The following is a 25,618-nucleotide window of genomic DNA, read 5'->3' as shown; positions in this document are numbered from 1 at the left end:
TTTTAAAAGAGGAACTGGTCGGACACGGCCCGGCCCAGTTGATTATTGTCCGCCAGAAATTCTTGCAGAAATTCATGCAGGCCGGATTTGATCACATCATCAATCGGCAATTTGGCGAGGCTGGTCTGGATCTTGCGAATCTGTCGGTCGGCGGCGCCGGTGCGGCCACCATCGGCGCGCAGACAGGCGAGCATCGCCGCCGCCTCATCGACGCAAGCCGCGAGCGAGCGTGGCATTTCACGTCGCAGGATCATCAGATCCGCGACCAGCCATGGCTTCAACCCATCGCGATAGATCCAGCGATAGGCCGTGACGGCTGAAACGCTGCGGAGCAAGGCCGTCCATTGCGCCTGATCATGGGTGCCGCCCACTTCTTCGCCCTGCGGCAGGAGGCAGTGATATTTGACATCGAGCAGGCGCGCGGTGTTGTCGGCGCGTTCGATGGCGCTGCCCAGCCGCAGGAACCAGAGCGAATCATTACGCAGCATCGTGCGATGCATCGCGCCTTCAAACCCGCGCGTGACGGTCTTGATCCAATCGATAAAGCCCTGAATATCACCGGTCTTGCCCCGGCGGACATGGGTCTTCATCGCCAGATGCGCCTCGTTCAGCGTTTCAAAGCATTCCCGTGTGATGGCCGTGCGGATGGCGCGGGCATCATTGCGGGCCAGTTCCATGCAGGACATGATCGAACCGGGATTGTCCTGATCAAATGCGAGAAAGGCAATGACATTGGTCCGGTTGATGACCTGACCACTGGTGGCAAAGCGATCCATCGCGCCGGAGGACGAAACGGCACTGCCCCAATCATCGCCGCCCCGCGCCTGTGGCAAAAGTTCGAACTGAAGCGCGGCCTCGATCAACCGGGCGACAAAATCCGCGCGTTCAATGTGGCGACCGATCCAATAGAGGCTGGATGCCGTGCGTGACAGCATGTTCATGCCTCCTTTCCATGGGGGGTAGTGGGCACAGTCGGTTCGTCATCGGCCAGCACCCATGTATCCTTGGTGCCGCCGCCCTGGCTGGAATTGACGACGAGCGAGCCTTGTTGCAGCGCGACGCGGGTCAATCCGCCCGGCACGATCTTGGTGCCTTTGCTGCCGGTCAGGACGAACGGGCGCAGATCGACATGGCGCGGGGCGATGCCCTCTTCCACCAAGGTCGGGCAAGTGGAGAGCGCCAAGGTCGGCTGGGCGATATAGCGTTGCGGGGTGGCGATGATCTGGGCGCGAAAGGCCTCGATTTCGGCCTTGGTCGAACGCGGGCCGACCAGCATGCCATAGCCGCCGGAACCATCCACCAGCTTCACCACCAGTTCGGACAGATGATCGAGGACATAGCCAAGATCATCGGCCTCGCGGCAGCGATAGGTGTGGACATTCGGCAGGATCGCATCCTTGCCGGTGTAGAAACGGACGATTTCCGGCATATAGCTATAGATCGCCTTGTCATCCGCGATGCCGGTGCCGGGCGCATTGACGATGGTGATATTGCCCGCCGCATAGGCATCCATCAGCCCCGGCACGCCCAGAATCGAATCCGGGCGGAACATCAATGGATCGAGGAAGTCATCATCGACCCGGCGATAAAGCACGTCGATTCGCTTCATCCCCTCGGTCGTCCGCATGAATAATTTACGGTCGACGACCTGCAAATCATTGCCCTCGACCAATTCGACCCCGATGCGATCGGCAAGGAAGCTATGTTCGTAAAAGGCGGAATTGAATTGGCCGGGCGTCAGGATCGCGCAACAGGGATCATCGCCCGAACCCTTGGGCGCGACCGAGCGCATCATCGCCAGCAGCATATCGGGATAGCTTTCGACCGACCGCACGCGATGGTCGGCAACCAGATCGGGGAACAGCCGCTGCATCGCCTCGCGATTTTCCAGCATATAGGACACGCCGGACGGGGTGCGGGCGTTGTCCTCCAGCACGAAGAATTCATCCGGCCCGGTGCGGACCATGTCGATCCCGCAAATATGCGCCCAGACATCATGGGGCGGGCGGATCGTCGTCATGGCGAGCCGGAATTGCGGGTTGGCGAGGATCAGTTCGGGCGGCAAAATGCCGGCCTTGAGGATTTCGCGCTTGCCGTAAATATCGGTGAGAAAGGCGTTGATCGCGGTGACGCGCTGGATCAGCCCTTCTTCCAGCCGACCCCATTCCTTGGCCGCGAGCACGCGCGGCACGATGTCGAAGGGGATGATGCGTTCTTCCGCATCTTCATCGCCATACACAGCAAAGGTGATGCCCAATTTGCGGAAGATCGTTTCGGCGGCCTGTTGCTGGCTGGCCAGATCGGCGTGATCGGTTCGGTGCAACCAGTCGGCAATCGCGCGATAGGATGGGCGGGGCTCCTGGCCGGTAAAGCCATGCATCTCGTCGAACGCCAAGTCGGTCAATCGCCTCTCCTCGAATCAAGTGGATAGTCAGCCTTGAGGAGGAGGTTGCGACATGATGCTGCACCGCACAAGAGAAAAAATGCAGCAATTTGGCACTATTCATGAAAGTTTATTCGTAGCGCAGCACCTGCACCGGATCGGTCTTTGCCGCTTTCCACGCCGGGTAGAGTGTGGCGAGGAACGTCAGCACCAAGGTCAGCACGACAATCGCCAGCACTTCAAACGGATCGGTCCGCGACGGCAATTCGGTCAAAAAGCGGATCGATGGGTCCCATAAATTCTGCCCGGTGAGCAATTGCACGCCGCGCACAATCGATTGGCGGAAGGCGAGAAAGACAAAACCCAAGACCAGCCCGGCTCCGATGCCGAGCACGCCGATGGTGACGCCGACCGACATGAAAATGCGCATCATCGATTCGCGGCTGGCGCCCATGGTGCGCAGGATCGCGATGTCGCGGGTCTTGGCGCGGGTCAGCATGATCAGGCTTGAGAGGATGTTGAACACGGCGACGAGCACGATGATCGACAAGACGGTGAACATTGCCACGCGTTCAACCTGCAAGGCTTCGAACAATTGGCTGTTCATCTGTCGCCAATCGGTCACCACCCCATCGCGTACGACCTGCGGCCCCAAGGGGGCGACGATGTCGGCGACCTTGTCGGCATCGATGGTGTTGAGTTCGATCATGCCGACGCTGTCGTCCATCATCAACAAGGTCTGCGCATCCGCCATCGGCATGATGACGAACGCCTTGTCATAATCATAAACGCCGACCTCGACGATCGCGCCGATGGTGTAGCTGACGATGCGCGGCACCGTGCCGAACGGCGTTGTCTGCCCATCGGGCGAGATCAGGCTGAGGCTGGAACCGAGCTGCGCGCCGAGCGCCTCGGCCAGTCGCGACCCGATCACGATCTTGCCCGCGCCGGGTTGCAGGCTGTTGAGCGCACCGGCCTTCACGCCTTGGCGCAAGGTCGGGTTGGACAAGATGTCGTGCATGTCCATGCCGCGAATCAACACGCCCTCGACCCGGCCATTCAGGCTCGCCATCAACGGTTGTTCGATCAATGGCGTGGCCGAGGTCACGCCCGGCGTCTTTTTCACGGTGGCGAGCACCGCCCGCCAATTATCGAGCCGCCCGTCATAGCCCTGCACCACGGCATGGCCATTCAGCCCCACGATCTTGTCGAACAGTTCCGCGCGAAAGCCGTTCATCACGCTCATCACGATGATGAGCGCGGCCACGCCCAGCGCCACGGCGACAAGGCTAATCGAGGCGACAATAGCGATAAAGGCCTCGCCCCGCCCGGGAAGGAGATAGCGTTTGGCAATCATCCATTCATGGGCGGAGAGCAGCCTCATTTAGCGGTCATCTTGTTGAACAGGTCATCAGCGGAAAGCTCCTGCTTCTCGCCGGTGGCGCGGTTCTTCAGTTCGACCACGCCCTTTTCGAGACCCTTGGGGCCGATCACGACCTGCCAAGGCAGGCCGATCACATCCATCTGGGCGAATTTCGCGCCGCCGCGTTCGTCGCGATCGTCGTACAGCACTTCGACGCCCGCCGCCGTCAGGCGTTCGTACAGGGCGTCGCTGGCGGCGGTGCAATTGGCATCATCGACCCGCATGTTGATGAGGCCGATGCGATAAGGCGCGACCGATTCCGGCCAGATAATGCCATTGTCGTCATGGCTGGCTTCGATGATCGCGCCCATCAGGCGGGATACGCCGATGCCATAGCTGCCCATTTGCGGGATAATCGCATTGCCATCCGGGCCTTGGACGCTCATGCCCATGGCCTTGGAATATTTGGTGCCGAAATAGAAGATATGGCCGACTTCGATCCCGCGCGATTGCTGGATCGCATCGCCGCCTGCGGCCTCGCGGGCCTCGTCGCGCTTTTCATCGGTCGCGGCATAATCATCGGTCAGGCCGGTGACGAATGCCTGCAACGCATCGGCATCGTCCGGATTGACGTTGAGGTCGCGGTCCTGTTCCCAATTGCGGTGATAGAAGACTTCGCTCTCGCCGGTCGGGGCGAGGACGATGAATTCATGGGAAAGGTCGCCGCCGATCGGGCCGGTGTCGGCCTGCATCGGAATGGCGCGCAGGCCCATGCGGCGATAGGTCCGCAAATAGGCGACGAACATGCGGTTATAGCTGTGGCGGGCCCCGGCTTCGTCAAGATCGAAGCTATAGGCATCCTTCATCAGGAATTCGCGCCCGCGCATCACGCCGAACCGGGGGCGGACTTCGTCGCGGAATTTCCACTGAATGTTATAAAGCGTGCGCGGCAGGTCGCGATAGCTTTTGGCCGAGGCGGCGAAGATCGAGGTGATCACCTCTTCCGCCGTCGGGCCGAACAGCATTTCACGGTCGTGCCGATCCTTGATACGCAGCATTTCCGCGCCATAATCGTCGTAACGACCCGATTGCCGCCAGAGATCGGCAGACTGGATCGTCGGCATCAGCAATTCGACCGCGCCCGCGCGATCCTGTTCCTCGCGCACGATCTGTTCGATCTTACGCAGGACACGAAGACCCAGCGGGAGCCAGGCGTAAATGCCAGCGGCGGTCTGCCGCACCAGCCCGGCGCGGAGCATGAGCTTATGGCTGATGATCTGGGCGTCGGCAGGGGCTTCTTTGGCGACGGGCAGGAAAAAGCGTGAAAGGCGCATAACGGTGGAGCAATTCCTACAGGTTCAAACGGTGATTATCGGCTATTAGAGCGAATTGCCGCCAAAGGGAAAGCTGTTTTGCCAACGGGCCGCCTGCGCCATCTCATGTCACGGTGAATCGGCACCTGTTGCGAATTCATCACATGTTAAGACAAAACCGCACGCCTGTGTTGATGGGTGGATGACAAGTCCCCGGTCGGTGATCTAGACCGTCTTTCACCGATCGGGTCCAAAGAATCTAATTCATCACAATGGCCATGGTTCGGGGAGGCGTCATATACGCCGCCGCAGGAAAAAGCCGGATAACCGGCAACTGCAGAGCGCGGATGACGTTTAGGGGGTTGGCGATTTTTCGTCACGCAGGCGCCCGGATTGCTCGTTTCGACGACAATCCGGGCGTTTTGCTTTTTTTGGCACTCCACATCATGTAAAAAAAAGAGCATTTCCCGGAATCGCTGCTATAGGATGCGCGAAATTTGGTCCGGTCCGGTCCGCAAGGGGTGCTGATGTTCAAGGGTTTGAAGCCGATCCGCTATGCCGGTCGTGAAGTTTGGCCGCTGATTGAAGGCGGCAAAGGTGTTGCTGTTTCTAATCATTCCAGCTCGGGCGCTTGGGCTGCTGCTGGCGGTATCGGTACGGTTTCTGCGGTGAATGCGGATAGTTTCGATCCGGAAGGCAAGATCATTCCGCAGGTCTATCATGCGATGACCCGCAAGGAACGGCATCAGGAACTGATTCGCTACGGTATTCAGGGCGGGATCGATCAGGTCCGTCGCGCGCATGAGATTGCGGGCGGCAAGGGCGCGATCAATATCAACGTGCTGTGGGAAATGGGCGGCGCACAGGAAATTCTGCGCGGCATTCTCGCGGAAACCAAGGATCTCGTCGCGGGTGTCACGTGCGGCGCGGGCATGCCGTATAAATTGTCGGAAATCGCGGCGGAATTCGGCGTGCAATATCTGCCGATCATTTCATCGGGCCGCGCCTTCCGCGCCTTGTGGAAACGGTCTTATTCCAAGGCAGCCGAATTTCTGGGCGCGGTGGTCTATGAAGATCCGTGGCTGGCGGGTGGTCACAACGGCCTGTCCAACGCCGAAGATCCACTGAAGCCGGAAGATCCCTATCCGCGCGTCAAGGCGTTGCGCGATGTGATGCGCGAAGGCGGCATCCCGGATGAAGTGCCGATCGTGATGGCGGGCGGCGTCTGGTATCTGCGCGATTGGGAAAACTGGATCGATAATCCGGAACTGGGCCAGATCGCGTTCCAGTTCGGCACGCGGCCTTTGCTGACGCAGGAAAGCCCGATTCCGCAGGGCTGGAAAGATCGCCTGACCCAGTTGGAAGAAGGCGATGTGCTGCTGCACCGTTTCTCGCCGACCGGTTTCTATTCCTCCGCCGTGCGCACGCGCTTCTTGCGCAGCCTTGAAGGCCGGTCCGAGCGGCAGATTCCTTATTCGGGCGAGCATGCGGGCGATCATCAGAGCCAGCTCGATGTCGGGGTGAAGAACAAAAAGAATTTCTGGGTGACCGAGCATGACCTCGAACGCGCGCGCGGCTGGGTGGCGCAAGGCTTTACCGAGGCATTGAAAACCCCGGACAATACTCTGATTTTCGTGTCGGTGGCCGAGCGTGATGTGATCCGCAAGGATCAGACCGATTGCATGGGTTGCCTGTCGCATTGCGCGTTTTCATCATGGAAGGACCATGATGATTACACCACCGGCTATCTCGCCGATCCGCGCTCTTTCTGCATTCAGAAAACCTTGCAGGACATTGCCCATGGCGGCGATGTCGAAGACAATCTGATGTTCGCTGGCCATGCCGCCTTCAACTTCAAGACCGACCCATTTTATTCGAATGGCTATGTCCCGACGGTGAAGCAATTGGTCGACCGCATCCTTGCGGGCGATTGATCAGTGGCAGCATTCAAGGGATGCGGCTTGATTTTCACCGTCGTTAGTCGCTAAGGCCCCGTCCCATGAGTGTAGCCAATACCCCGAAATTCGGCCTGTCCGGGCCGTCCGTCAAGCTGGACCCGCGCACTAATGCCGTGCGCGGCGATGTAGCCGATATCGCGCTGGCAGGCGTGTTGTTCGCGCCCCATTATGCCAAGCCGATGCCGGTCGCCTGTGTCGTTGATCATGCGCCTATCCGGGAAACGGCGGATGAGGCAAGCGCGCAGGTATGCGCTTTGGCCAAGGGTGAAGAATTCGCCGTCATCGATTTGAGCGGCGGCATCGCGTGGGGCTATTGCGTCAAGGATCATCTGGTCGGCTATGTGCCGATTTCCGCGCTGGACCTGCCGCAATGACCCGGCTGTTCATCGATGGTTCGGTGGGCACCACCGGCCTTGAAATTCGCGAACGGATTGCCGGGCGCACGGATATTGAGCTGATCATTCTGGACGAGGCGCAGCGCAAGCAGGCGTCGGCGCGGCGCGATGCGTTGAACGCGGCGGAGATCGTTATTCTTTGCCTGCCGGACGATGCCGCGAAAGAAGCGGTCAGCCTGATCGACAACTCGACGACCAAGGTCATCGACGCATCGACCGCGCACCGCACTGCGCCGGGCTGGGTCTATGGCTTTCCGGAATTCAAGGCCGGTCAATATGATCGCATCCTTGCTTCCTCGCGGATTTCTAATCCGGGTTGTTATTCGACCGGCTTTATCGCGCTGATGGCGCCATTGGTGGCCCAAGGGCTGTTAAAGGCCGACTGGCAATATAGCTGCAATGCGGTGTCGGGCTATTCCGGCGGCGGCAAGGCGATGATCGCGGCCTATGAAGATGCGAACGCCAATGATGCCATCGACAGCGCGTGGCGGACCTATGCGCTGAAACTGGGGCATAAGCATGTGCCGGAAATGCAGCATCAAGCTGGCCTTGGTTATCGTCCATTGTTCACCCCGGCGGTGGTCCCGACCTATCGCGGCATGGTGGTCGAGGTGCCGTTGCAGGTGGGCGCGGCGGGTTGTGCCTCGGCGGATGCATTGCGTGATGGGCTGGCCCAGCATTATGCCGGGCGCAAGCTCGTGCGCGTGGCCTCCAAAGCGGCATGCGAGGGGATGGACTGGCTGCCGGTGGAAACCAGCGCCGAGTGTGATTGTATCGATCTGTTCGTGTTCAGCAGCGATCAGCATGATCAGGTGCGGCTGATCGCCACGCTCGATAATCTTGGCAAGGGTGCGGGCGGTGCGGCGGTGCAGACGATGAACCTGCTGATGGGTGTGGACGAGGCGACCGGCCTACGGGCCTAAACGCCATCGACATTCAGTCCATGCCGGGCCGTAAATGTCGGTTTCCTGAGCTTTAAGCTGCTGTAATTAACCCCCCGTTTGTCATCCCCGCACTTCCTTCGTCATTCCCGCGCAGGCGGGAATCCAGAAGCACTATCCAGTCGAAGGCTGCGCCCCCGCGTCGGTCCGCTCTGTCTGGATTCCCGCCTGCGCGGGAATGACGAGAATAGGGGTGGGAGCAACGAGGGGTGCGCGGGCGTGACGAAGGCAGAAGAGTGCGCGCATGACGATATGAGGGACGAGGGGCTTAGGGACGCCCCCCCCACACCGTTATGTCACCCCGCCTCATCCTGTAGCAGGTCAAGGTGCATCATCCGCTTGATCAGCGGTGAAATCACGATCACCAGTACCCCAACGCTCACAGCGACCCAGCCGACCGTGGCATAGACGTCCAGCACGGTTTGCTGATTGGCGGCCTCGCCCCCTGCGCCTTCTGCCCCAGTGGCGGCGGCGATCAGGCCGGAGGCGAAATTGCCGGTGGCCGAGGCGAAGAACCATGTCCCCATGATCAGCCCGGCCATTTGCGGCGGCGCCAGCCGGTTCATCGCCGACAGGCCAACCGGCGACAGGCAAAGCTCGCCCGTCGTGTGCAGCAGATAGATGAGGAAGATGAACACAACCGGCGTCGCCACGCCATTCATCGCGCCCGCGACCAGCACGAGAAAGCCAAGGCCAAGCTGGACAATGCCAAGACCGAATTTGGCCGGGGTCGACGGCTCCCAACCGCGCCTGCCCAGCCAAGTCCACAAGGCTGCGAACAATGGGGCCAAGAGCGCAATATAGATCGGGTTGATCGACTGGAAGATCGAGGCCTTCACATCCATGCCCAGCATCTGCCGATCGACATAACGGTCGGTATAGAGGTTGAGCGATGACCCGGCCTGTTCGAACAAGGCCCAAAACAGGATCGAGCCGACGATCAGCAACACCGCGGCCAGAATGCGGTCGCGATCAATCGCGGGCAGCGTCACGACCGCCGTATGCACGACATACAGCACCAAGGCCGCGCCCGTCGCCCCCAATAGCCAGCCAATCACGGCCTGATGCTGGATCATCACCCAGACAATGCCGACCGCCATAAAGCCGAGCGCATAGATGATATGTTCGAATCTGATCCCGCCGATCTTGTTGGCCAGTGTAGCCTCGTCCGGCGCTTCGCCCTTGCCCATCAACAACGGCTTGCCTGCCGCGAATACGATCAGGCCGAGCAGCATCCCGACCCCTGCCGCGCCGAAACCATAAGACCAGCCATAGCTTTCCCCTAACCAGCCCGCGACCAAGGTGCCAAGCGCTGCACCGACGTTCACGCCCATGTAAAAGATCGTATAGGCACCATCCCGGCGCGGATCGGTGCGGCTGTAGAGTTGGCCGACGATCACCGAGATATTGGCCTTGAGAAAGCCGGAACCGACGATAATGAAGGCCAAGGCCAGCCAGAAAATATTGAGCGCAACGCCGGTCTGGCTGCCATCGCCCTCAACCCCCATCAGCAAATGGCCGAAGCTCAGGAGCAAGGCCCCGAACAGCACCGCCTTGCGCTGGCCGAGATAACGGTCCGCCAGATAGCCGCCGATCACCGGGGTGATATAGACGAGCGCGGTGTATGATCCGTAGATGACGCTCGCTTGCTGGTCGGAAAATAGCCAGTGCTTGGTCAGATAGAAAATCAGCAGCGCCCGCATGCCATAATAGGAAAAGCGTTCCCACATTTCGGCGAAGAACAGCAAAAAAAGTCCGCGCGGGTGGCCGAGGAATTCAGGCCCGCCGATATGGGCCTCAGCTTTGCCGGACATGTCGTGAGATGTTGGACTGATGGACATGCCGGGCGACCCCTTTTTATAAGCGAACACTGATTTTTCAGGCGAATAATCATCGGCAGATTAACGGGAAAATTCAGCTTGTGAAGTCGATTGTGACACAGGCGTGCGCATGTTAATTCCCGCGCCATGTTCAATGACATTTCTTCTCCCCTCGCTCTTCTTGCCACCCGCCGTTCCGGCAAGCCGCGCAATATGATCGCGCCGGGACCGGATGCCGCGCAGCTGCGCCAATTATTGGCGGTCGCGACCCGCACCCCGGACCATGGCAAGCTGTTCCCCTGGCAACTGGTGGTGATCGACAAGGAACGTCGCGATGATTTTGCGGCGCTGCTGGTATCGGCCTATCGGGCGGAAAAGCCCGATGCCGGGCGGCTGGAAGTCGCGGCGTGGGAAGAATTCGCGCATTCAGCCCCGATGTTGGTGGCGGTATTGTCCACGCCCGTAGCGGGCAGCAAGATTCCGCTTTGGGAACAGCAATTGTCGGCGGGCGCGGTGTGCATGAATATTGAGCATGCGGCCCATGCCATGGGCTTTGTCGCCTGTTGGCTGACCTCATGGCCCGCCTATAGCGAGGCCGTGCTGGCCGCCTTGGGCGGCGTGCCGGGCAAGGACAAGGTCGCGGGCTATATTTTCATCGGCACAGCGGGCAAGCCGCTGGAGGAGCGTCCGCGCCCTGAATATGACGATGTCGTGCGCCATTGGACGCCGGGAGGCGTTGCATAATTTGTGATCGATGTGGAGAAATGGGGCGATCGACGGGACTTGAACCCGCAACTTCCGGTACCACAAGACAGTGGATTGCCTCCATACTGGCGTAATACCGCCATTCTACCGGGCTTCTAGCCCCGTATAATCCCACCATTATGAACGTATCACGCCTCTCAGGTTCACACTGAACCTAGGAGCACCGTTGCTGCGTCCCGGAGATATTAATGATTGACCGTATCGTAGTTTCTTCTGGCAACCGCCGCACTGTCGTTGCCCTGCCTACTGATAAGCCCTCGCGACACCTTCTTGGCAACAAGCTCAAGGCCGCGCTGTTCCCCAGTGATCGAGATTACCGCGCTGCCCACGCTGCGGGCCATGCTGCCCAGCGAGAGCGCCAGAACTAAGCCCTAAAACCATTGGACTGAACGGCCCGACCGCACCCTTGTCATTCACAGGGGTCTCTAGTCGTGTCCGTAGGAGATACACCATGCCCTATGTTGTGATGCTGGACCGTAAAGACGGGACCGACAAGGTTATCTGTGGAGAATTGGACGATAGCGGCAAGCCCCTGCGTATCTTTGATACCGGGCAGGAGGCCGGTGAGTTCCGCGCTGAGATGGCCCGCATGTACGCCGCCTACGCCTACTCCGTTACTGAGTATGTAGCTGTGCGGGATATGCAGTGGATGGTTCGTGAGAGCCGCCGCTTGGACGGCCAGTATACCAGAACACCTTGGCAGGTAGCCCGCCCTGATTGGTGGCTTAATCACACCGAGACAAGCTGCCTGTTTGAGCACATGAGCGCCAAGCATCCGGGCATGGTTTCCTACACGGAGAACGCTGACAAGGGTGAGCAGGACAAGCAAGCCCCTGCTATGGCACCGGGCCGCTTCCTCAAGAAGTTCTACAGCGATGTGCTCAAGGACGAGGATATCGAGCGTTGGGTAGCCAAGTGCGCTGCCCTAAACGGTGAGATTGAACTCCAAGTCACTGCTGACGCTGACACCATCGAAGCTGTGTTCACTAACGGCCCCCGCTCTTGCATGGCCGGTACGGATTTCATGTCCAACGTACACCCCGCCCGTGTCTATGCTGGCCCTGATCTGGCTGTTGCCTACCTCGGTGATCCTGAGGACGGTGTATCTGCCCGTTGCGTAGTGTGGCCTGCGAAGCAGCGGTACTCCACGATCTACGGAGACATAAGCCGTATGGAGCTGGCCCTAAAGGCTGCCGGGTACGAACGTGGCAGCACGAATGGTGCCCGTATCCAGCGTATCGAGCACGACGAGGGCAACGATGTGTTCGTTGTACCTTATGTGGATGGGGCGAACTATGCCTGTGAGGACGACGATGGCGAGTATCTCATCATCGGCGGGGGCTGCTCGGATATCAGCCTGTCCATGACGGATGGCCTTAGCTGTGACATGGAGGAGGATACAACCTCCTGTGACGATTGCGGGGACCGTGTTCACGACGAGGACACCCGGTACATCGAAAGTCTGGACCGGACTGTCTGTGAGCACTGCTGCGCTAACAACTACACCTACATACACCAGCTAAGCGCATACTACCGCGATGATGAAATCACGGAGGTGTTTGGCCGCTCACGTTGGGATCACTGCCCAACTGACCAGCTCGGAGACCATGACTTCATTGAAATCGAGAACGGGCCGCATGCAGGTGAGTACTGGTACTGCGATAGTGTCACGACCTGCGAGACCTGTGACTCTACCTTCCACGAGGACGACAACCTAGGCCCAGTGCTGGCCGATGACTGCGATGGCTACGCAGCGGAGCTCCTTGAGGGCGATCACTGCGAGGGCTGCTGCACCAACTACATCCTAGAGCACACCATGAACGCCCACGTCCTGCAATTTCAGGCGCTAACCCCGCTTGAGCAGGCAATCCACAACAAGGAACCAGCAAATGACGATCACCGCACCGATCCAGCGTTTGCTGGAAATCCTGTCTTGGTCGAGACCCCACGACAGCTTCACGGAGAAGGCCTTCTGCAAGGAGTTCTTGGACACAGTGCCGGGGATGCAATCGGACCTGTTTGGCAGTCGTATGCTGAGGATACAGCCCGATACCTCTCAGCCTAGCATCCTATGGTCCTGTCACGTTGACACCGTAGCCGCTAAAGGCGGGCCTCAGTCCGTCTGTGTGGATGCACATGGGATTGCCGCACTATCCGACCGTAAACCCGGACGCTCTCTTGGAGCAGATGATGGGGTCGGGGTGTGGCTCATGTTGGAGATGATAGAGGCAGGTATCCCCGGCCTCTACGTCTTTCACCGTGGGGAAGAGAAGGGCTGCTTGGGCAGCCGGTGGATTGTCAAGAACACGCCTAACGTCCTCAACGGTATCGAGGCCGCTATCGCCTTCGACCGTGCAGGCAACCGGGATATCATCACCCATCAATCCTATGGCAGGACGTGCTCTGATGAGTTCGCCCTGTCCCTAGCTATTGAGCTCAACAACCAAGGCACCGGGCTGGACATGATGCCAGATGATACCGGGGTCTACACGGACACCAATGAGTACGCGCACTGCATCCCTGAATGCACGAACGTATCCGTGGGCTACCTGTCCAACCACGGGCCCAACGAGACCTGTGACCTTAACCACTGTGCCCGCCTCCTAGATGCGGTGCTCACGATGGATATGAGCGAGCTCGTTATCGCCCGTGACCCTATCGCCCAAGCCGAGGAAGAACGCTTCGATTATGGGTGGGGACGGCAGGTGTACTCCACGACCAGTAAGCACTCCAATGACATGCGGGACCTCATAGACCTAGTGGAGGATAACCCTACCATTGTCGCTACCCTGTTGGTCTCCATCGGCTACTCAGTCGCAGACCTAGAGGCTCATATCTACTCCCAGCAAGACCCCCAATATGCAGACGATATCCCTTGGTATCGACAGTAGGAGTTAAGATGCCACCACATATTGCCCTTAGAAACACACGCACCAACCTGCGGCCCCTAGGTTTAGGGGTTGCAGTGATTGGGGATAAGTACCGAGTACATAGCATTAGGCCCACCAGATCAGGGAGGCCGGTGTCTATCTCCTGTGCCTGCCCAGAGATGGCTTACGTTATCGGATTGAAAGCATCTTCGGAGATTGTGCAGTGATTGTTCAACCAGCCCCTACTAATGACAATATCTACTCCGCGACCTTGTACCTTGAGCACTGCGGTAGCTCAATCAGCAGCATCTTGGACCGCTTCCCTGTAACCGGGGAATACATCGCGGACCAAGTAGCTCTCCCTTACCTCGATATGTTTATGAATTACGAGGGATGGGATCGTGCAGGTTCCGGTTACTTCTCCGCTGTGTATGTGCGGGGCGGGCTAGCCATCAAGGTGGGCCTCAAGACCGAGGATAGCGGGGCAGTGTACGCTGCGTGGTGTCGTGCCAACCAAGGCCGAGCCGGTGTGCCTGTGATCCACGCTATCGACAAGTTCACGAAGTGTTACGTGGTCCTAATGGACCGCTGCTACCCAGTTAAAGCGTTTCCGCAATCTATGCCACAAGGCGCTATCGACCGTATGGATGACATACTTTATGATGGCCAAGGCCCAGCCCTTACACCCCTAGAGGATACACTAACAGATATCCGTTCCTTCTTCCTTGGTATCGCATGCTTCGACATTAGTGACGGCAATGTGATGCTTGACCGTAACCTTAATATGGTTATCACGGACCCCGTAAGCTACGGCAGCGCATCACTTGATGATGTACGTAGTGACGACGAAGGCTTCTCTTCATACCCTATGGAGATGGCTGACTAACCTGAAAGAGGAACGCTATGGATACCCGCGCAAAGCTACTCGATAAGATCGAAGCCACTAAGGCTATACTCGCCAAGTACGAACGGCAGTTAGCTCGGTTCGGCATAACCGATGACACTAAGCCCGGAGATACCGTGAGGTATGAGTTCGGGCGGGGTGACAGCAAGCGGGTATTAACAGGCAAGGTTCAAGCCATCGGTGACGTAGGGGGCCCTATGGGCACCATTGCAGTCATCCAGCACGGAGAGGGCCTAGATATCCAGATACACAAGGTACGTATCCATGACGTACTAGAGAACCTCTCACAAGGTATCCGTGGGCACAAGGCAGTCCAACAGGACATTGACCCCCTCACGGCAGACTAATCCGTAACCACTGTACTGCACGACCGTATAACGCGGTCGGCATATAAGGGCTCACATTGATTTGTGGGCCCTTTTTTTATTGGGAAAAGCACACAACATGAATTTCATTCTTGCACTGACCCGCCGCCTTATTGCGTGGGCCATCTCTACCCATATCGTTACCCTGTCGATTTCGGTCGGTAAGGCACAGAAGGCCGCTATCAAGGCGGACAATGCCGCAGCAGTCGCTACTCAGGTTGTTGACCGTGCCATCGCCTATGAGGACGCAGCCCACGCTGCCAGCGCAGTAGCCGTACAGGCCTTCTCGGATACCACGGCAGCGGTGAACGCTGAAATCGCAACGCTGCGTACCGTAGCCGCATGAGCCAGCTCCGTCTCCCCTATGACGATGACCGGGACGTTGACGACATTATCCGCGATGTGGGCCTAGACCCCCGCAGCACCCCTATTGATACCATTATGCAATCCAACCTCGGGCTTCACCTTGCGGTGGCCCACTCGATGAGTGGTGGCGGGCCACTGGATGACTGATCGGGCTGTCCGCGCACTTATGACGAAGGAGAACTGGTATGACCAAGGAAGAACAGATCGCCCTCGACGCTTGGCGCGAGGCGGACGCTTGGAAGTGTGCGCGAGGAACGTACTATGCCGACGAAGCTGAACGCATCTCTGCCCAACACGAAGCCTACCGCGAACTCGTCGTGAACGATGTGCGCCCTCCTGTTGTTGATCGGGAGAATGTCGTTTTCCAGAACGCCTTTACGCCAGATGACATTGATGAAGGTGTGGCAGTCATCCGCACTTACGGCGACGAGCGGTGTGCGGAAGGCAAGGCGGAAGGCGAACGTGCGGGGATTGAGCGGGCTATCACTTGGTATCGACAAAGTTTCGCGACCAGCACCATTGCGGACATGCGCCGCGACCTCTTGGGAGAACAGCAATGAAACCGGCTGATATGACCGAGGCTGATCGCGAGGCTGCAAAGCCATTCATTGGCCGCATGTCTTATGATGATGAGCAATGGCTACTGCAACACTTCGCTGCCCACCGCATCGCCGCATTTGAGGCTGGCCGGGTGGCTGGGCTGGAGGAGGCTGCGATGGTTTGCGAAAATTGGATGGCCGACTGTTTAGACGACCGAGATATCCAAAGGCGTTGGCCGGTAATAAAGCAGCGCAATGTCGAATATGCCCAAGCCATCCGCGCATTGAAGGAGAAGCAGTGATGGATGATCTGATTAAGCGATTGACGGCTGCGTTAGAGGAAGGGGATAAAAACTCTGCCCCAACTTACCGTGATGTAGTTGAGACATTCATTGTCCCTATCATTAACGACCGCATCGAAGCGCAAGAGGCCGAGATTGAGCGGCTGGAGCGTAGCGCAAGATCATGGGAAGATGAGGCGCGGCGACACGCTGGAAACATAGATTACTGGAGTGCAGAGATAAGGCGTTGGCGGGCCGTCCTCGAAGCACAAGCCACCGAGATAGCGCGGTTTCGAGGGTTGATAGCCAATATCATCCGGGCGGATCGTTGCGCCGTCCATGTCGGATATGACGAGCGCGGTAATTTCATTTACGCTGATGCCGTCCGATTAGATGATGATGCACTGGTTGAGGCCCACCAAGCCCTAGGAGACAGCCAATGAACCTGCGTGAACAGATGGATGCAGCTTTTGCGGAACATTGGCAGAACAAAGATGAAGGCTGGATCATTTTAGGTATGCCGTTCGACGTGTTCGAGGCCGGTTTCCATGCAGCCCTCGCCCTCCTCGCCAATCCGTCCGATGAGATGGTGGAGCGGTGTGCGGAAGGGATGTTCGCCAGCCGCACGCCACAGCGCATGAAATGGGAAAATGTGGCTGATCTATTCAAGGACGCTACGCGACAAGACGTCCGCGCATGTCTCAAAGCAGCCGCTAGCTAATGCTCGATCCCGCAGGGTGGCTGCACCTAGCCAAGGAGCTCCCTATGGGGGCCAAGCGCCGGGTATCCCATGACTGCGGGAGCGGCAAGGTCCTGCTGGTCGAGAACAAGACAGAGGGATACGCTGCATGGTGCCACAGATGCTCTGACAAGGGCTTCTGGCCCCATCCAGCCCCTACCCTAGCCGAGCGCCTAGAAAGGCTCTCACGGGCCTCTCAGGTCGAAGCAGCGGCCACTATGACATTGGCCCTCCCGCAACCCATGAACCTAGATCCATCAACGTGGCCCCTAGAGGCGCGGGTGTGGCTGTATAAGGCAGGACTAAGCAATGACAAGATCAAAGAACTTGGCGTCTACTACTGGGGAGCGGCTCACCGTGTCGTCATGCCAGTATATGATGACCAAGGCCTTGTGTACTGGCAAGCCCGAGGATTCGAGAGAGGCCGTCCTAAGTACGTAAATCCGCCTATAGATAAGGCGCGGCTAATGGCCCGCTTCGGCACAGATGGGCCCATCGTACTCACCGAGGATATACTGAGTGCAGTGCGGGTCGGCGGTGTGGCTAGAGGGTGGGCCGTGTTAGGAACCTCCCTCTCTATACCGCAGATAAACATGCTGGTCGGGGCAGGCCCCGTACTGATCTGGATGGACCCAGATGGTCCGGGCCGCAAGGCCTCAGGCCGCATGCTCCGCGCCCTGCGCCAGATAGGCATACCCTGTGCCACTATAAACACAGACAAGGACCCCAAGTTACATACCTATGAGCAAATCTCCCATGCCCTGCAAGAAGGGTCCGGGCGTTGCGCGTAGCGATGGGTACCACGTTCAATACCACCTAGGTAAACGCTGGGCATATCACCGGCTAGTAGCGCACTGGGCCTTTGGTCCTTGCCCTGATGGCATGGAGGTCTGCCATAGCTGCGACAACCGCTGGTGCTGCGAACCTACCCACCTCCGCTACGACACGCGCTCCAACAACTTACACGACATAAAGAAGAACGGTCGTGTGTACCGCAAGCTAAGCCAGCCTCTCGCTGACGCTATACGAAGAGAGGCTTCCACAGGTAGGAGGCAGCAAGATATCGCTAAAGATTACGGCGTAAGCCAGACACAGGTGAGCCTGATCCACCGCAAGGCGCAGTGGGTATGAGCTTGGACCTTACGCTCCTTCGCTTATTCAAGACGAGGGACAGACACGATAGGCTGATCCGTTCCGTACCCAAGCATGTACTTGATCCCAAGTCCGCTGTGGTACTGGATGACTTCGGCAAGTTCTTCCGAGAGTTCCCTGACGCCAACAGCATCCCAGAGGATGAGTTCTGGCTATGGTTCAGGAGCTTCGCCCACCCCACCCTAAGCGACGAGCAGCGGGCCTACTACAAGGCCTTCCTATCCCAAGTGCAGGAACCTGTAGCTGAGGAGTTAGAGAAGGGCCTGATGGCCCGCCTAGTCGCTGCTGACACCGCCTCCAAGCTAGTCTCCCTAGTTGAACGCTTCAACGATGGGGAAGAGATAGACCTCGGCATGTGCTTACGTGACGTGGTTGATCGCTTCGAGCTGGACACCGACCGCAAGGTCAAGACCCCTTGGGTACAGGATGACATTAATGACCTTATCAAGGCTGATGAGGATGACAGCGGATTTCATTGGCGTGTGCCTGATATCGGCATGTCAATGCGTCCCCTACGTTCCGGGGACTTTGGCATCCTTGCAGGCCGACCGGATACGGGCAAGACTACCTTCGTCACTGACGAGCTCACGCACTTCGCATCGCAGGTAGATACGGTCTACCCCGGAGAGCATCGTACTATCCTATGGTTCAACAATGAGGGCCCCGGCAAGCGTATCGTCACCCGGCTGTATCAGTCCGCGTTGAACGCCACGATGGGGGACCTCGTTAAGAAGAGCCAAGGCGGTACTCTACAAGCAGATTACGTACAAGCCACGGGAGGACGCGCAGATATGATCCGCGTGTTCGATATCCATGACTTCTGGAACCACGAGGTAGAGGATATCATCCGTACCTTGAACCCCGCCATCATCGTGTTCGATATGGTGGACAACATCAAGTTCGGAGGCGGGGCCAATAACAACGGCCAGCGCACCGACCAGCTCCTCGAAGCCATGTACCAATGGGCCCGCGTCATAGCTGTGAAGCACGACTGCGTAGTCCTAGCCACCAGCCAGATCAGCGGCGATGGCGAGAACATGGCGTACCCACCCCTAGGGATGCTCAAGGACAGCCGCACCGGCAAGCAAGGTGCAGCGGACTTCATCCTCACCATCGGGTGCCTCACCGAATACCCAAACGCCCGATACCTCGGGCTCACCAAGAACAAACTGGCCCGCGAAGGCGGCGTCAAACAGCTCAAGTGCGAGACCGTCTTTGACGGTGAGCGTGGGCGCTACCTAAGTACCGGAGGATTATAATGGGCTCAGTCCTGACAACTATCTCTCGTTTCCTCACCCGTGGCACGTCTGCTGCGGCGCATAAAGATATCATCCCTAAGAAGCCCCTGCTGCGTACACGCTGCCTAGAGAGCCTCCAACTGTTCGGACCACTGACTGCCGACGAGGTGGCTAAGATCATGGGCGTTAGCGTCCTGTCCGTCCGTCCCCGAATGACTGAGCTGGCCCTTGATGGGTCCATCTGCCCGTCCGGGGCTCGTCGCCCTAACGCCAGCGGCAAGCAAGCAATCGTATGGAGTATCGCTAATGACCTACCTAGTCTGGGACGTGGAAACTACTACTCGCAGCAGCTTCAAGCGCAAGGGTAATCCCCTCGATCACGAAAACTACGTAGTCATGTCTGGCTACAAACGCAAAGGCGGGCCTGTTGTTGGCGATTACTACGGAAGGACTCGCCCTAGCGGCGATTGGTTTACTAAGCTGCTTGACGGTACTTCCATCCTTGTTGGACAGAATATCAAATATGATCTTCTATACGCCCTTCGGGAGCCTGCTAATCATACTCGTTGGATGCGCTGGGTGGCTGATGGTGGCATCATCTGGGATACTCAGCTAGCCGAATACCTCCTTAACGGGATGGGCCCCGAGGATCACATGCTCAGCATGGATGAGCTGGCCCCTCGCTACGGAGGGAACCTCAAGTTCGATGAAGTCAAGGCCATGTGGCAGGCTGGTATTGACACCCCTGATATCGACCCCGGCCTCCTTAGGCGCTACCTATGCGGCACCGAGGACGAGCACGGGGACATTGGCAACACCGAGACCATCTTCCTAGGACAGATGGAGCGGGCCAAGGCCTGCGGTCAATCCAAGAGCATCATCATGAATATGGGCAGCCTGATCTGCACTATCGAGATGGAGCTCAACGGCATGGCCGTGGATATCGAGAAGGGCAGGGTACTGGCTGCTGACCTAGCCGAGCAGATCGCCTCGGTCGGCGTAGAGCTGGCTGGCTACCTCCCTGCTGACCTCCCCTTTGACTTCAACTGGGGCAGCGCAAGGCAGAAGTCCGCTATCATCTTCGGCGGGACCGTCACCTACAAGAAGTGGCTCCCGCATCTGGATGATGATGGGAACATGATGCATGCCATGAAGGACGAGGTGCACGTTAAGCTACTAGACGGCACCACTATGTCGCAGGCCGCTTGGCAGAAGTGGGGAGACGAAGGCTCACAGGCCTTATACACCGACCTTCCGCCAGAGGCAGAGCGGTTCAAGGCTGGCAAGAATGCCGGGGAGTTCAAGACAAAGATAGTCAAGGTCCCGGACTTCTCCAAGCCCAAGGGCGCTATCCAAGACGTGCCATACAAGTTCCCCCGTGTGGTGGCCCCTAAGCCCCGCTGGGCAGGTGCAACTCCCGGTGTGTACAGCGTTGACGCTAAGGTCATCTCGGACCTCTCAGGGGCAGGCATCCCGTTCCTAGAGGCATTGGGTAAGGTCACTGGCCTGACCAAGGACTTGACCACCTACTACATCGTCACTGACCCGGACACCGGGGAGAGCAAAGGTATGCTCACCCTCGTACAGGCCGATGGCATCATCCACCACATGCTGAACCATACCTCCACTGTTACCGGACGGTTCAGCAGCAGCAACCCGAACCTACAGAACCTACCCAAGGGCGGTAAGTCCGATGCTAAGTCCATGTTCGTCTCTCGCTACGAGAACGGCAAGATCGGGCAATCGGATTTCACGGCTCTGGAAGTCTATGTGCAGGCACTCATCACCTCCTGCAAGCAGCTCATCTTGGACCTCAAGGCTGGCTTGGACATGCACTGTGTCCGGGTTAGCCAGACAGCCGGGATCAGCTACGAGGAGGCGCTTGATAAGTGCGTCACCCAGAAGCTCAAGGAATGGGACAGCAAGCGCACCAAGGCCAAGGTGTTCTCCTTCCAGCGGGCATTCGGGGCAGGGGCAGCAGCCATAGCTGAGAGCACCAAGATGACGCTCGATGACGTGGAATCCCTGATCGCTGCCGAGAAGGCACGATACCCTGAGACAGACAAGTTCTTCGAGGACCTAATGGTAGCCATCAAGGCTAACAGCACCCCGACGAATAAGAAGTTCGTGCACCCCGATGTACCGGGCCTGATGTGCAACCCACGCAAGTCCTATTGGCGGGCCCCAGACGGCAAGCTGTACACTTGGCGGGAGCACGAGAGCCCTGAGTTCCTCGCTAAGCGGGGCACTGCAACGAGCTTCACTCCTACGGAAGTGAAGAACTACCCTGTCCAAGGCACAGGCGGGGAGTTCGCTAAGGCAGCTATGTGGCTGGCTGTGCGTATCTACTACAAGTACGGGAACTTCGACGGCAAGGCCCTGCTAGTTAATCAGGTCCATGACGCCCTCTACAATGACAGCCACCCTGACGTGGCTCTCCAATCCACAGCCATGATGCATGCGGCAATGGCCGAAGCCTCCGCCTTCATGGAATGGTATTTCGACTGGAAGATCGAAGCACCTGTCCCCGTAGCTACGGGATGGGGAAGTAACATGATGGAAGAAGAACGTATGCCGCCTGAGTTTGACGCATACGTCAAGCAATACCGTGCCGAGATACGATCCGCCTTCATGAATAGCTACACCGCATCATTTGAAATCGCAGCTTAAAGGAAATACCTATGTTCAACATTATGGACGCAGTAGAAGAAGCAGTACAGACCGGCCCAGACATGAACGAGTCTCAGGGCGGCGGTGACTTTGAACGGGAGCTTCCGGCAGAGGGCTTTGTTAAGCTCCGCCTAATCTCCTATATCGAAATCGGTAAGCACTCCCAGAACTACAATGGCGATGTGAAGATCAACGACAAGGTGAAGCTACAGTTCGAGCTCAGCGGGCCGAAGCACCCACCCATTAAGATGGGTGATGCTCTGGTGCCCCACGTAATCACAATCACCGAGAACCTCAGCCTCAGCGAGAAGGCTAACTTCTTCAAGCTCTTCAACAAGCTGAACCCCACCAAGGAATACCGCCACTTCTCCCAGCTCCTCGGCAAGGCCTTCGTAGGCACCGTGGTCCAGAACTCCAAGGGAGAGGGCACGGACAAGAAAACCTACGCTAACCTGCGGGACGCCAATGGCTACACCATTCGCCCTGCCTTCGTTGATGATCCTGAAACGGGGGACAAGAAGCCAGTGCAGGTTGATCCCCCGGTCAATGCGCTCAAGTGCTTCCTCTGGGGCGCTAGCCCTAAGTTCCTTCAACCCATGTGGGACACCCTCTTCATTGACGGGAAGTACGAGGACAAGAAGGACAAGGAAGGCAACGTGGTCAAGGAAGGCCGCAGCAAGAACTTCTGGCAGGACACCATCATGTCCGCAGTGAATTTCACGGGCTCTCCTATTGAGCAGCTCTTGAAAGCAGGCGGTACGCCAGACGTGCCGGATGCAGAGAAGCCCTTGGGTGGTGGCGTAGCCGATCCACTTGCAGGCGTATAATCCATGAGTGACTCCGTTGTAGTGGCCGCACTGTTCTGCGCCACGATACTCGCAGTCGCGCTGCTCGTGTTCGTTCACTCGATCTACGACACATGGCGACAACGACCGCACTGAACAACCGTACAGCGCGTAATTGGCAGGAGGGCACCCATCGCGGTGCCCTTTTGCATTTGGAGGAATGAGTATGTTCGATCTAGCAACAGCGACAGCAGAAGCAGCCGAGAACAATCCCCAGATCATTGAAGCACCCGCCCTTGTACCGGGCTTAGAGCTCCACTTAGACGGGGACTACCTCGCCTACTATGCCAGTGGGAACGATGAGTGCACACCGGGGCAGGCCCGCATCAATGCCATGAACGTCATTGAGAAGTTCAGGTCCCTCACTGGCTCAGAGAAGATCGTGGTGCACAACACTGCGTCTGGCAGCCAGAAGGGGGAGCGTTACCTTATCGCTACCGTCAAACCCTACCAAGGCAAACGCTCTGGCAGCAAGCCCAAGAACCACGCCTATCTACAGGATTGGTTACAGGGCTACGAGGGGCACCTGTTCCGAGCTAAGAACTGGACCAGCCGCGAGGCTGATGATGGCATCGGTGCCTGCTCCCACTACGCCATCGGGCGGGGACCGGGCTACGCTGCCATCGCTACGGCTGACAAGGACATGCGTATGCTCCCCGGCCTCCACGTAAGCTGGAAGCCCGTGGATGACGCACACGTCCTCACCCGCGTTATGCCCGGTGACTACGATGTGCTGGGCAAGGACGGTAAGCAGTACGGCCTCAAGTGGTTCTTCATGCAGTTGGTCATGGGGGACACAACGGACAATATCCCCGGCCTCGAAGGTATCCGCAACACCAAGGGCGATGGCTTCAAGACCGTAGGAGAGGGGGCCGCTATCAAGGTCCTCGCTGATGCATTGACCGCCACCGAGGCGGCTGAGGCAGTGGCCCTGTATTACCGGGACTTCTACGGCGGGGACTGGGCTGACAGGTACGTAGAGCAAGCCGCCCTCCTCTGGATGCGTTGCGACACACACGCAGCCGTCACGGACTTCGTGGACCACAAGGGCCACAGCCGCATCGCCTATCCCTCAGACATATATGACGCCGCCCAGCGGCTACAGGAGAGAGTAACACTTGCACGGGCAACGCTTAACTCACAGTCAAATCAAGTCGATCCGCTCTGCTCAATTAGTATCGCAGCGTAACCTATGCGCCCTCTGCTGCCTTCCGGGCGTAGCAGGGGACCCTGTGCTGGATCACTGCCATACCACAGGGGCAGTCCGTGGGACGTTGCACCGTAGCTGCAACTCCCTCCTCGGCAAGGTCGAGAACAACGCAGCAAGGTTCGGGGTCAAGTCCCTGCCTGCCTTCCTCAACGGGGCAGCGAAGTACCTACAGCGGCACACTACCAACATCACCGGCCTTATCCATCCCACGCACAAGTCCGAGGACGAGAAGCGCCTCGCTCGTAACGCCAAGGCCGTCAAGGTCCGCCTAGCTAAAAGGAAATCCGCATAGCACAGCATATCAAGCCCGATCTGTTCTCTCACGATGAAATTCGTGATGCTCTAAATGAGAACGACGGAAGCGTTACCAAGGCCGCGCGGTTCCTCAGCACACTGGGCCGTGGCCAGATCAATCACCAATACGTCCGCCGCATCGTGGACCGCATGGACCCCACGGAGTTCACGGACACCCTGATCCGAGCGAAGGAACTCTCCCGCAATCGCAGTATCTCAACAGAGAACAGCAAGCTACGCCGGGACGTTGTACACCTTGCTGATGCAGTAGGCATCAAGGAAGCCTTCCTAGACGCCGTAGAGAGCCTTGTTGCTGAACTGGCACACAGGCCCCCGAATGATCCTCTTGCCCTCCCACGGGGCCCACAGGCAGGCACAGCCCTACAGGTGGAGCTTCTCCTGTCTGACTTGCAGATCGGGAAGCTCTCACCGGGATACAACACACTGGTTGCCCGCAAGCGCCTCTTCGAGTTCGGACGCGCTGCCCTCTTCCAGATCAGGCAGAAGGTTGAAGCAGGCTACCATATCGAGAGCATCACCCTCGCCATGCTTGGGGATATCATCGAGAGCGACAAGAAGCACAAGAACAGCGCACGGGCTACGGACACCGGGACCTCGGAGCAAATCTTCGATGCTATCCTCGGTATCTTCGAGTTCGTGGTGGAGCCTCTGGCCCGCCTCGCCATCCCGATGAAGGTAGTCTGCATCACAGGCAACCATGACTGGGATGACCACGGCCTCAACATGTTCCAGCCCGGTCGGCAGCAGCTTTCATGGCCGCTCTACAAGAGCCTTGAGCTCGTCTGCAATCGGGCAGGCTACTACAATATCGAATGGGTAATCCCAGAAGGCAGCTACGCCACCTCGGACTTCTACGGGCAGCATGTCCTGTACGAGCATGGCGTTGGCGTCTCCGTTACCGAAGCATCAATGACAGCCCACAAAGTAAAGCGGGCCGAGCAGGAGAAGAAGCATCTCACGTACTTCCGCATGGGGGACAAGCATACAGTCACCGCCTTCAACTCCGGACAGCTTGTTGTTAACGGGGCTTTCTTTGGAGCAGGCGCAGGCGGCACTGAGTATTCTGGCATCGCAGGATATTCTTCTGTCCCGGCGCAGTGGATGGGTTTTCACTGTGAGCGGAAAGATAATCGGCTCTCGCTCTACGACAGCTTCGTAATCCAGCTTGACCACATCGGAGAGTAAT

Annotated in this window: 25 protein-coding genes; 20 read left to right on the top strand and 5 right to left on the bottom strand. The window is 58.1% G+C overall.

Annotated elements, in window-relative coordinates; all coding sequences use genetic code 11:
• Positions 1 to 2: 2 nt before the first annotated feature.
• The 4 genes from K6117_RS13160 to proS all read right to left on the bottom strand — a co-directional run bounded on the left by K6117_RS13160 (position 3) and on the right by proS (position 5,080).
• On the bottom strand, positions 3 to 941 hold the full coding sequence (locus K6117_RS13160; RefSeq protein WP_343211795.1) for an alpha-E domain-containing protein: 939 nt from the start codon (positions 939 to 941) through the stop codon (positions 3 to 5).
• A complete protein-coding gene (locus K6117_RS13155; RefSeq protein ID WP_221796131.1) occupies positions 938 to 2,380 on the bottom strand; it encodes a circularly permuted type 2 ATP-grasp protein in 1,443 nt (480 codons plus the stop codon). Before K6117_RS13155 ends, K6117_RS13160 begins: the two co-directional genes overlap by 4 nt.
• 133 nt (positions 2,381 to 2,513) lie before the next feature.
• A complete protein-coding gene (locus K6117_RS13150) occupies positions 2,514 to 3,740 on the bottom strand; it encodes a lipoprotein-releasing ABC transporter permease subunit (protein WP_221796127.1) in 1,227 nt (408 codons plus the stop codon).
• Between the two features lie 23 nt (positions 3,741 to 3,763).
• On the bottom strand, positions 3,764 to 5,080 hold the full coding sequence (proS, locus tag K6117_RS13145) for a proline--tRNA ligase (protein WP_221796036.1): 1,317 nt from the start codon (positions 5,078 to 5,080) through the stop codon (positions 3,764 to 3,766).
• Positions 5,081 to 5,586: 506 nt separating this feature from the next.
• Here proS and K6117_RS13140 point away from each other — a divergent pair.
• From K6117_RS13140 to argC, 3 genes are all read left to right on the top strand, one after another.
• Positions 5,587 to 6,993 carry an NAD(P)H-dependent flavin oxidoreductase gene (locus K6117_RS13140; RefSeq protein ID WP_221796032.1) on the top strand — a complete coding sequence of 469 codons (1,407 nt, stop codon included), beginning with the start codon at positions 5,587 to 5,589 and terminating at the stop codon, positions 6,991 to 6,993.
• A gap of 65 nt (positions 6,994 to 7,058) precedes the next feature.
• Positions 7,059 to 7,391, top strand: a complete 333-nt coding sequence (locus K6117_RS13135; RefSeq protein ID WP_221796028.1) for a hypothetical protein — start codon at positions 7,059 to 7,061, stop codon at positions 7,389 to 7,391.
• Positions 7,388 to 8,335 carry an N-acetyl-gamma-glutamyl-phosphate reductase gene (argC, locus tag K6117_RS13130; protein WP_221796025.1) on the top strand — a complete coding sequence of 316 codons (948 nt, stop codon included), beginning with the start codon at positions 7,388 to 7,390 and terminating at the stop codon, positions 8,333 to 8,335. The genes K6117_RS13135 and argC overlap by 4 nt, the downstream gene beginning before the upstream one ends.
• A 314-nt stretch (positions 8,336 to 8,649) precedes the next feature.
• Here the strand turns inward: argC and K6117_RS13125 are convergent, their stop codons facing one another.
• Positions 8,650 to 10,167 (bottom strand): peptide MFS transporter, encoded by a 1,518-nt coding sequence (locus K6117_RS13125; RefSeq protein WP_221796022.1) that lies wholly within the window; start codon positions 10,165 to 10,167, stop codon positions 8,650 to 8,652.
• 153 nt (positions 10,168 to 10,320) lie between these two features.
• Here K6117_RS13125 and K6117_RS13120 point away from each other — a divergent pair, with 153 nt between their 5' ends.
• From K6117_RS13120 to K6117_RS13040, 17 genes are all read left to right on the top strand, one after another.
• Entirely contained in the window at positions 10,321 to 10,917 is a 597-nt protein-coding gene (locus K6117_RS13120; protein WP_221796018.1) for a nitroreductase family protein, read from the top strand.
• 472 nt (positions 10,918 to 11,389) lie between these two features.
• Positions 11,390 to 13,003: a hypothetical protein gene (locus tag K6117_RS13115; RefSeq protein ID WP_221796015.1), complete on the top strand. Its 1,614-nt coding sequence runs from the start codon at positions 11,390 to 11,392 to the stop codon at positions 13,001 to 13,003.
• Positions 12,942 to 13,829 carry a M28 family peptidase gene (locus K6117_RS13110; RefSeq protein WP_343211794.1) on the top strand — a complete coding sequence of 296 codons (888 nt, stop codon included), beginning with the start codon at positions 12,942 to 12,944 and terminating at the stop codon, positions 13,827 to 13,829. The genes K6117_RS13115 and K6117_RS13110 overlap by 62 nt, the downstream gene beginning before the upstream one ends.
• Positions 13,830 to 14,031: 202 nt before the next feature.
• Positions 14,032 to 14,694: a hypothetical protein gene (locus tag K6117_RS13105; protein WP_221796012.1), complete on the top strand. Its 663-nt coding sequence runs from the start codon at positions 14,032 to 14,034 to the stop codon at positions 14,692 to 14,694.
• Between the two features lie 17 nt (positions 14,695 to 14,711).
• Positions 14,712 to 15,059, top strand: coding sequence for a hypothetical protein (locus tag K6117_RS13100; protein WP_221796009.1), 348 nt, complete (start codon positions 14,712 to 14,714; stop codon positions 15,057 to 15,059).
• Between the two features lie 97 nt (positions 15,060 to 15,156).
• On the top strand, positions 15,157 to 15,423 hold the full coding sequence (locus tag K6117_RS13095) for a hypothetical protein (protein WP_221796006.1): 267 nt from the start codon (positions 15,157 to 15,159) through the stop codon (positions 15,421 to 15,423).
• Between the two features lie 205 nt (positions 15,424 to 15,628).
• The gene (locus K6117_RS13090; RefSeq protein ID WP_221796003.1) at positions 15,629 to 16,003 is read left to right on the top strand and encodes a hypothetical protein; all 375 of its coding nucleotides are present in this window, start codon (positions 15,629 to 15,631) and stop codon (positions 16,001 to 16,003) included.
• Complete coding sequence (locus K6117_RS13085; RefSeq protein WP_221796000.1) at positions 16,000 to 16,284, top strand: hypothetical protein; 285 nt, start codon at positions 16,000 to 16,002, stop codon at positions 16,282 to 16,284. The genes K6117_RS13090 and K6117_RS13085 overlap by 4 nt, the downstream gene beginning before the upstream one ends.
• Complete coding sequence (locus K6117_RS13080) at positions 16,284 to 16,706, top strand: hypothetical protein (protein WP_221795996.1); 423 nt, start codon at positions 16,284 to 16,286, stop codon at positions 16,704 to 16,706. The genes K6117_RS13085 and K6117_RS13080 overlap by 1 nt, the downstream gene beginning before the upstream one ends.
• Entirely contained in the window at positions 16,703 to 16,984 is a 282-nt protein-coding gene (locus K6117_RS13075) for a hypothetical protein (protein WP_221795993.1), read from the top strand. The genes K6117_RS13080 and K6117_RS13075 overlap by 4 nt, the downstream gene beginning before the upstream one ends.
• Before the next feature lie 759 nt (positions 16,985 to 17,743).
• Positions 17,744 to 18,133 carry an HNH endonuclease signature motif containing protein gene (locus K6117_RS14690; protein WP_221795989.1) on the top strand — a complete coding sequence of 130 codons (390 nt, stop codon included), beginning with the start codon at positions 17,744 to 17,746 and terminating at the stop codon, positions 18,131 to 18,133.
• On the top strand, positions 18,130 to 19,413 hold the full coding sequence (locus K6117_RS13065) for an AAA family ATPase (protein ID WP_221795986.1): 1,284 nt from the start codon (positions 18,130 to 18,132) through the stop codon (positions 19,411 to 19,413). Before K6117_RS14690 ends, K6117_RS13065 begins: the two co-directional genes overlap by 4 nt.
• Positions 19,414 to 19,698: 285 nt before the next feature.
• Positions 19,699 to 22,062: a DNA polymerase gene (locus K6117_RS13060; RefSeq protein ID WP_221795983.1), complete on the top strand. Its 2,364-nt coding sequence runs from the start codon at positions 19,699 to 19,701 to the stop codon at positions 22,060 to 22,062.
• An 11-nt stretch (positions 22,063 to 22,073) separates the two neighbouring features.
• Positions 22,074 to 22,889: a hypothetical protein gene (locus K6117_RS13055; protein ID WP_221795980.1), complete on the top strand. Its 816-nt coding sequence runs from the start codon at positions 22,074 to 22,076 to the stop codon at positions 22,887 to 22,889.
• A gap of 184 nt (positions 22,890 to 23,073) precedes the next feature.
• Positions 23,074 to 24,096, top strand: coding sequence for a hypothetical protein (locus K6117_RS13050; RefSeq protein ID WP_221795976.1), 1,023 nt, complete (start codon positions 23,074 to 23,076; stop codon positions 24,094 to 24,096).
• Positions 24,026 to 24,409, top strand: a complete 384-nt coding sequence (locus tag K6117_RS14685) for an endonuclease domain-containing protein (RefSeq protein ID WP_221795973.1) — start codon at positions 24,026 to 24,028, stop codon at positions 24,407 to 24,409. The genes K6117_RS13050 and K6117_RS14685 overlap by 71 nt, the downstream gene beginning before the upstream one ends.
• 152 nt (positions 24,410 to 24,561) lie before the next feature.
• Complete coding sequence (locus K6117_RS13040) at positions 24,562 to 25,617, top strand: hypothetical protein (RefSeq protein ID WP_221795970.1); 1,056 nt, start codon at positions 24,562 to 24,564, stop codon at positions 25,615 to 25,617.
• Position 25,618: the final 1 nt, after the last annotated feature.

Source organism: Alteraquisediminimonas sediminicola (assembly GCF_019740335.1).
Lineage (GTDB): Bacteria > Pseudomonadota > Alphaproteobacteria > Sphingomonadales > Sphingomonadaceae > Alteraquisediminimonas > Alteraquisediminimonas sediminicola.
The sequence above is the reverse complement of the archived record's forward strand: the minus strand, read 5'-3'. Positions and strand labels throughout refer to the sequence as shown.

Coding starts and splice junctions, on each gene's coding strand:
- K6117_RS13160 (WP_343211795.1), bottom strand. CDS start 941: ATGAACATGCTGTCACGCACGGCATCCAGCCTCTATTGGATCGGTCGC.
- K6117_RS13155 (WP_221796131.1), bottom strand. CDS start 2,380: ATGCATGGCTTTACCGGCCAGGAGCCCCGCCCATCCTATCGCGCGATT.
- K6117_RS13150 (WP_221796127.1), bottom strand. CDS start 3,740: ATGATTGCCAAACGCTATCTCCTTCCCGGGCGGGGCGAGGCCTTTATC.
- proS (WP_221796036.1), bottom strand. CDS start 5,080: ATGCGCCTTTCACGCTTTTTCCTGCCCGTCGCCAAAGAAGCCCCTGCC.
- K6117_RS13140 (WP_221796032.1), top strand. CDS start 5,587: ATGTTCAAGGGTTTGAAGCCGATCCGCTATGCCGGTCGTGAAGTTTGG.
- K6117_RS13135 (WP_221796028.1), top strand. CDS start 7,059: ATGAGTGTAGCCAATACCCCGAAATTCGGCCTGTCCGGGCCGTCCGTC.
- argC (WP_221796025.1), top strand. CDS start 7,388: ATGACCCGGCTGTTCATCGATGGTTCGGTGGGCACCACCGGCCTTGAA.
- K6117_RS13125 (WP_221796022.1), bottom strand. CDS start 10,167: ATGTCCGGCAAAGCTGAGGCCCATATCGGCGGGCCTGAATTCCTCGGC.
- K6117_RS13120 (WP_221796018.1), top strand. CDS start 10,321: ATGTTCAATGACATTTCTTCTCCCCTCGCTCTTCTTGCCACCCGCCGT.
- K6117_RS13115 (WP_221796015.1), top strand. CDS start 11,390: ATGCCCTATGTTGTGATGCTGGACCGTAAAGACGGGACCGACAAGGTT.
- K6117_RS13110 (WP_343211794.1), top strand. CDS start 12,942: ATGCAATCGGACCTGTTTGGCAGTCGTATGCTGAGGATACAGCCCGAT.
- K6117_RS13100 (WP_221796009.1), top strand. CDS start 14,712: ATGGATACCCGCGCAAAGCTACTCGATAAGATCGAAGCCACTAAGGCT.
- K6117_RS13095 (WP_221796006.1), top strand. CDS start 15,157: ATGAATTTCATTCTTGCACTGACCCGCCGCCTTATTGCGTGGGCCATC.
- K6117_RS13090 (WP_221796003.1), top strand. CDS start 15,629: ATGACCAAGGAAGAACAGATCGCCCTCGACGCTTGGCGCGAGGCGGAC.
- K6117_RS13085 (WP_221796000.1), top strand. CDS start 16,000: ATGAAACCGGCTGATATGACCGAGGCTGATCGCGAGGCTGCAAAGCCA.
- K6117_RS13080 (WP_221795996.1), top strand. CDS start 16,284: ATGGATGATCTGATTAAGCGATTGACGGCTGCGTTAGAGGAAGGGGAT.
- K6117_RS13075 (WP_221795993.1), top strand. CDS start 16,703: ATGAACCTGCGTGAACAGATGGATGCAGCTTTTGCGGAACATTGGCAG.
- K6117_RS14690 (WP_221795989.1), top strand. CDS start 17,744: ATGAGCAAATCTCCCATGCCCTGCAAGAAGGGTCCGGGCGTTGCGCGT.
- K6117_RS13065 (WP_221795986.1), top strand. CDS start 18,130: ATGAGCTTGGACCTTACGCTCCTTCGCTTATTCAAGACGAGGGACAGA.
- K6117_RS13060 (WP_221795983.1), top strand. CDS start 19,699: ATGACCTACCTAGTCTGGGACGTGGAAACTACTACTCGCAGCAGCTTC.
- K6117_RS13055 (WP_221795980.1), top strand. CDS start 22,074: ATGTTCAACATTATGGACGCAGTAGAAGAAGCAGTACAGACCGGCCCA.
- K6117_RS13050 (WP_221795976.1), top strand. CDS start 23,074: ATGTTCGATCTAGCAACAGCGACAGCAGAAGCAGCCGAGAACAATCCC.
- K6117_RS13040 (WP_221795970.1), top strand. CDS start 24,562: ATGGACCCCACGGAGTTCACGGACACCCTGATCCGAGCGAAGGAACTC.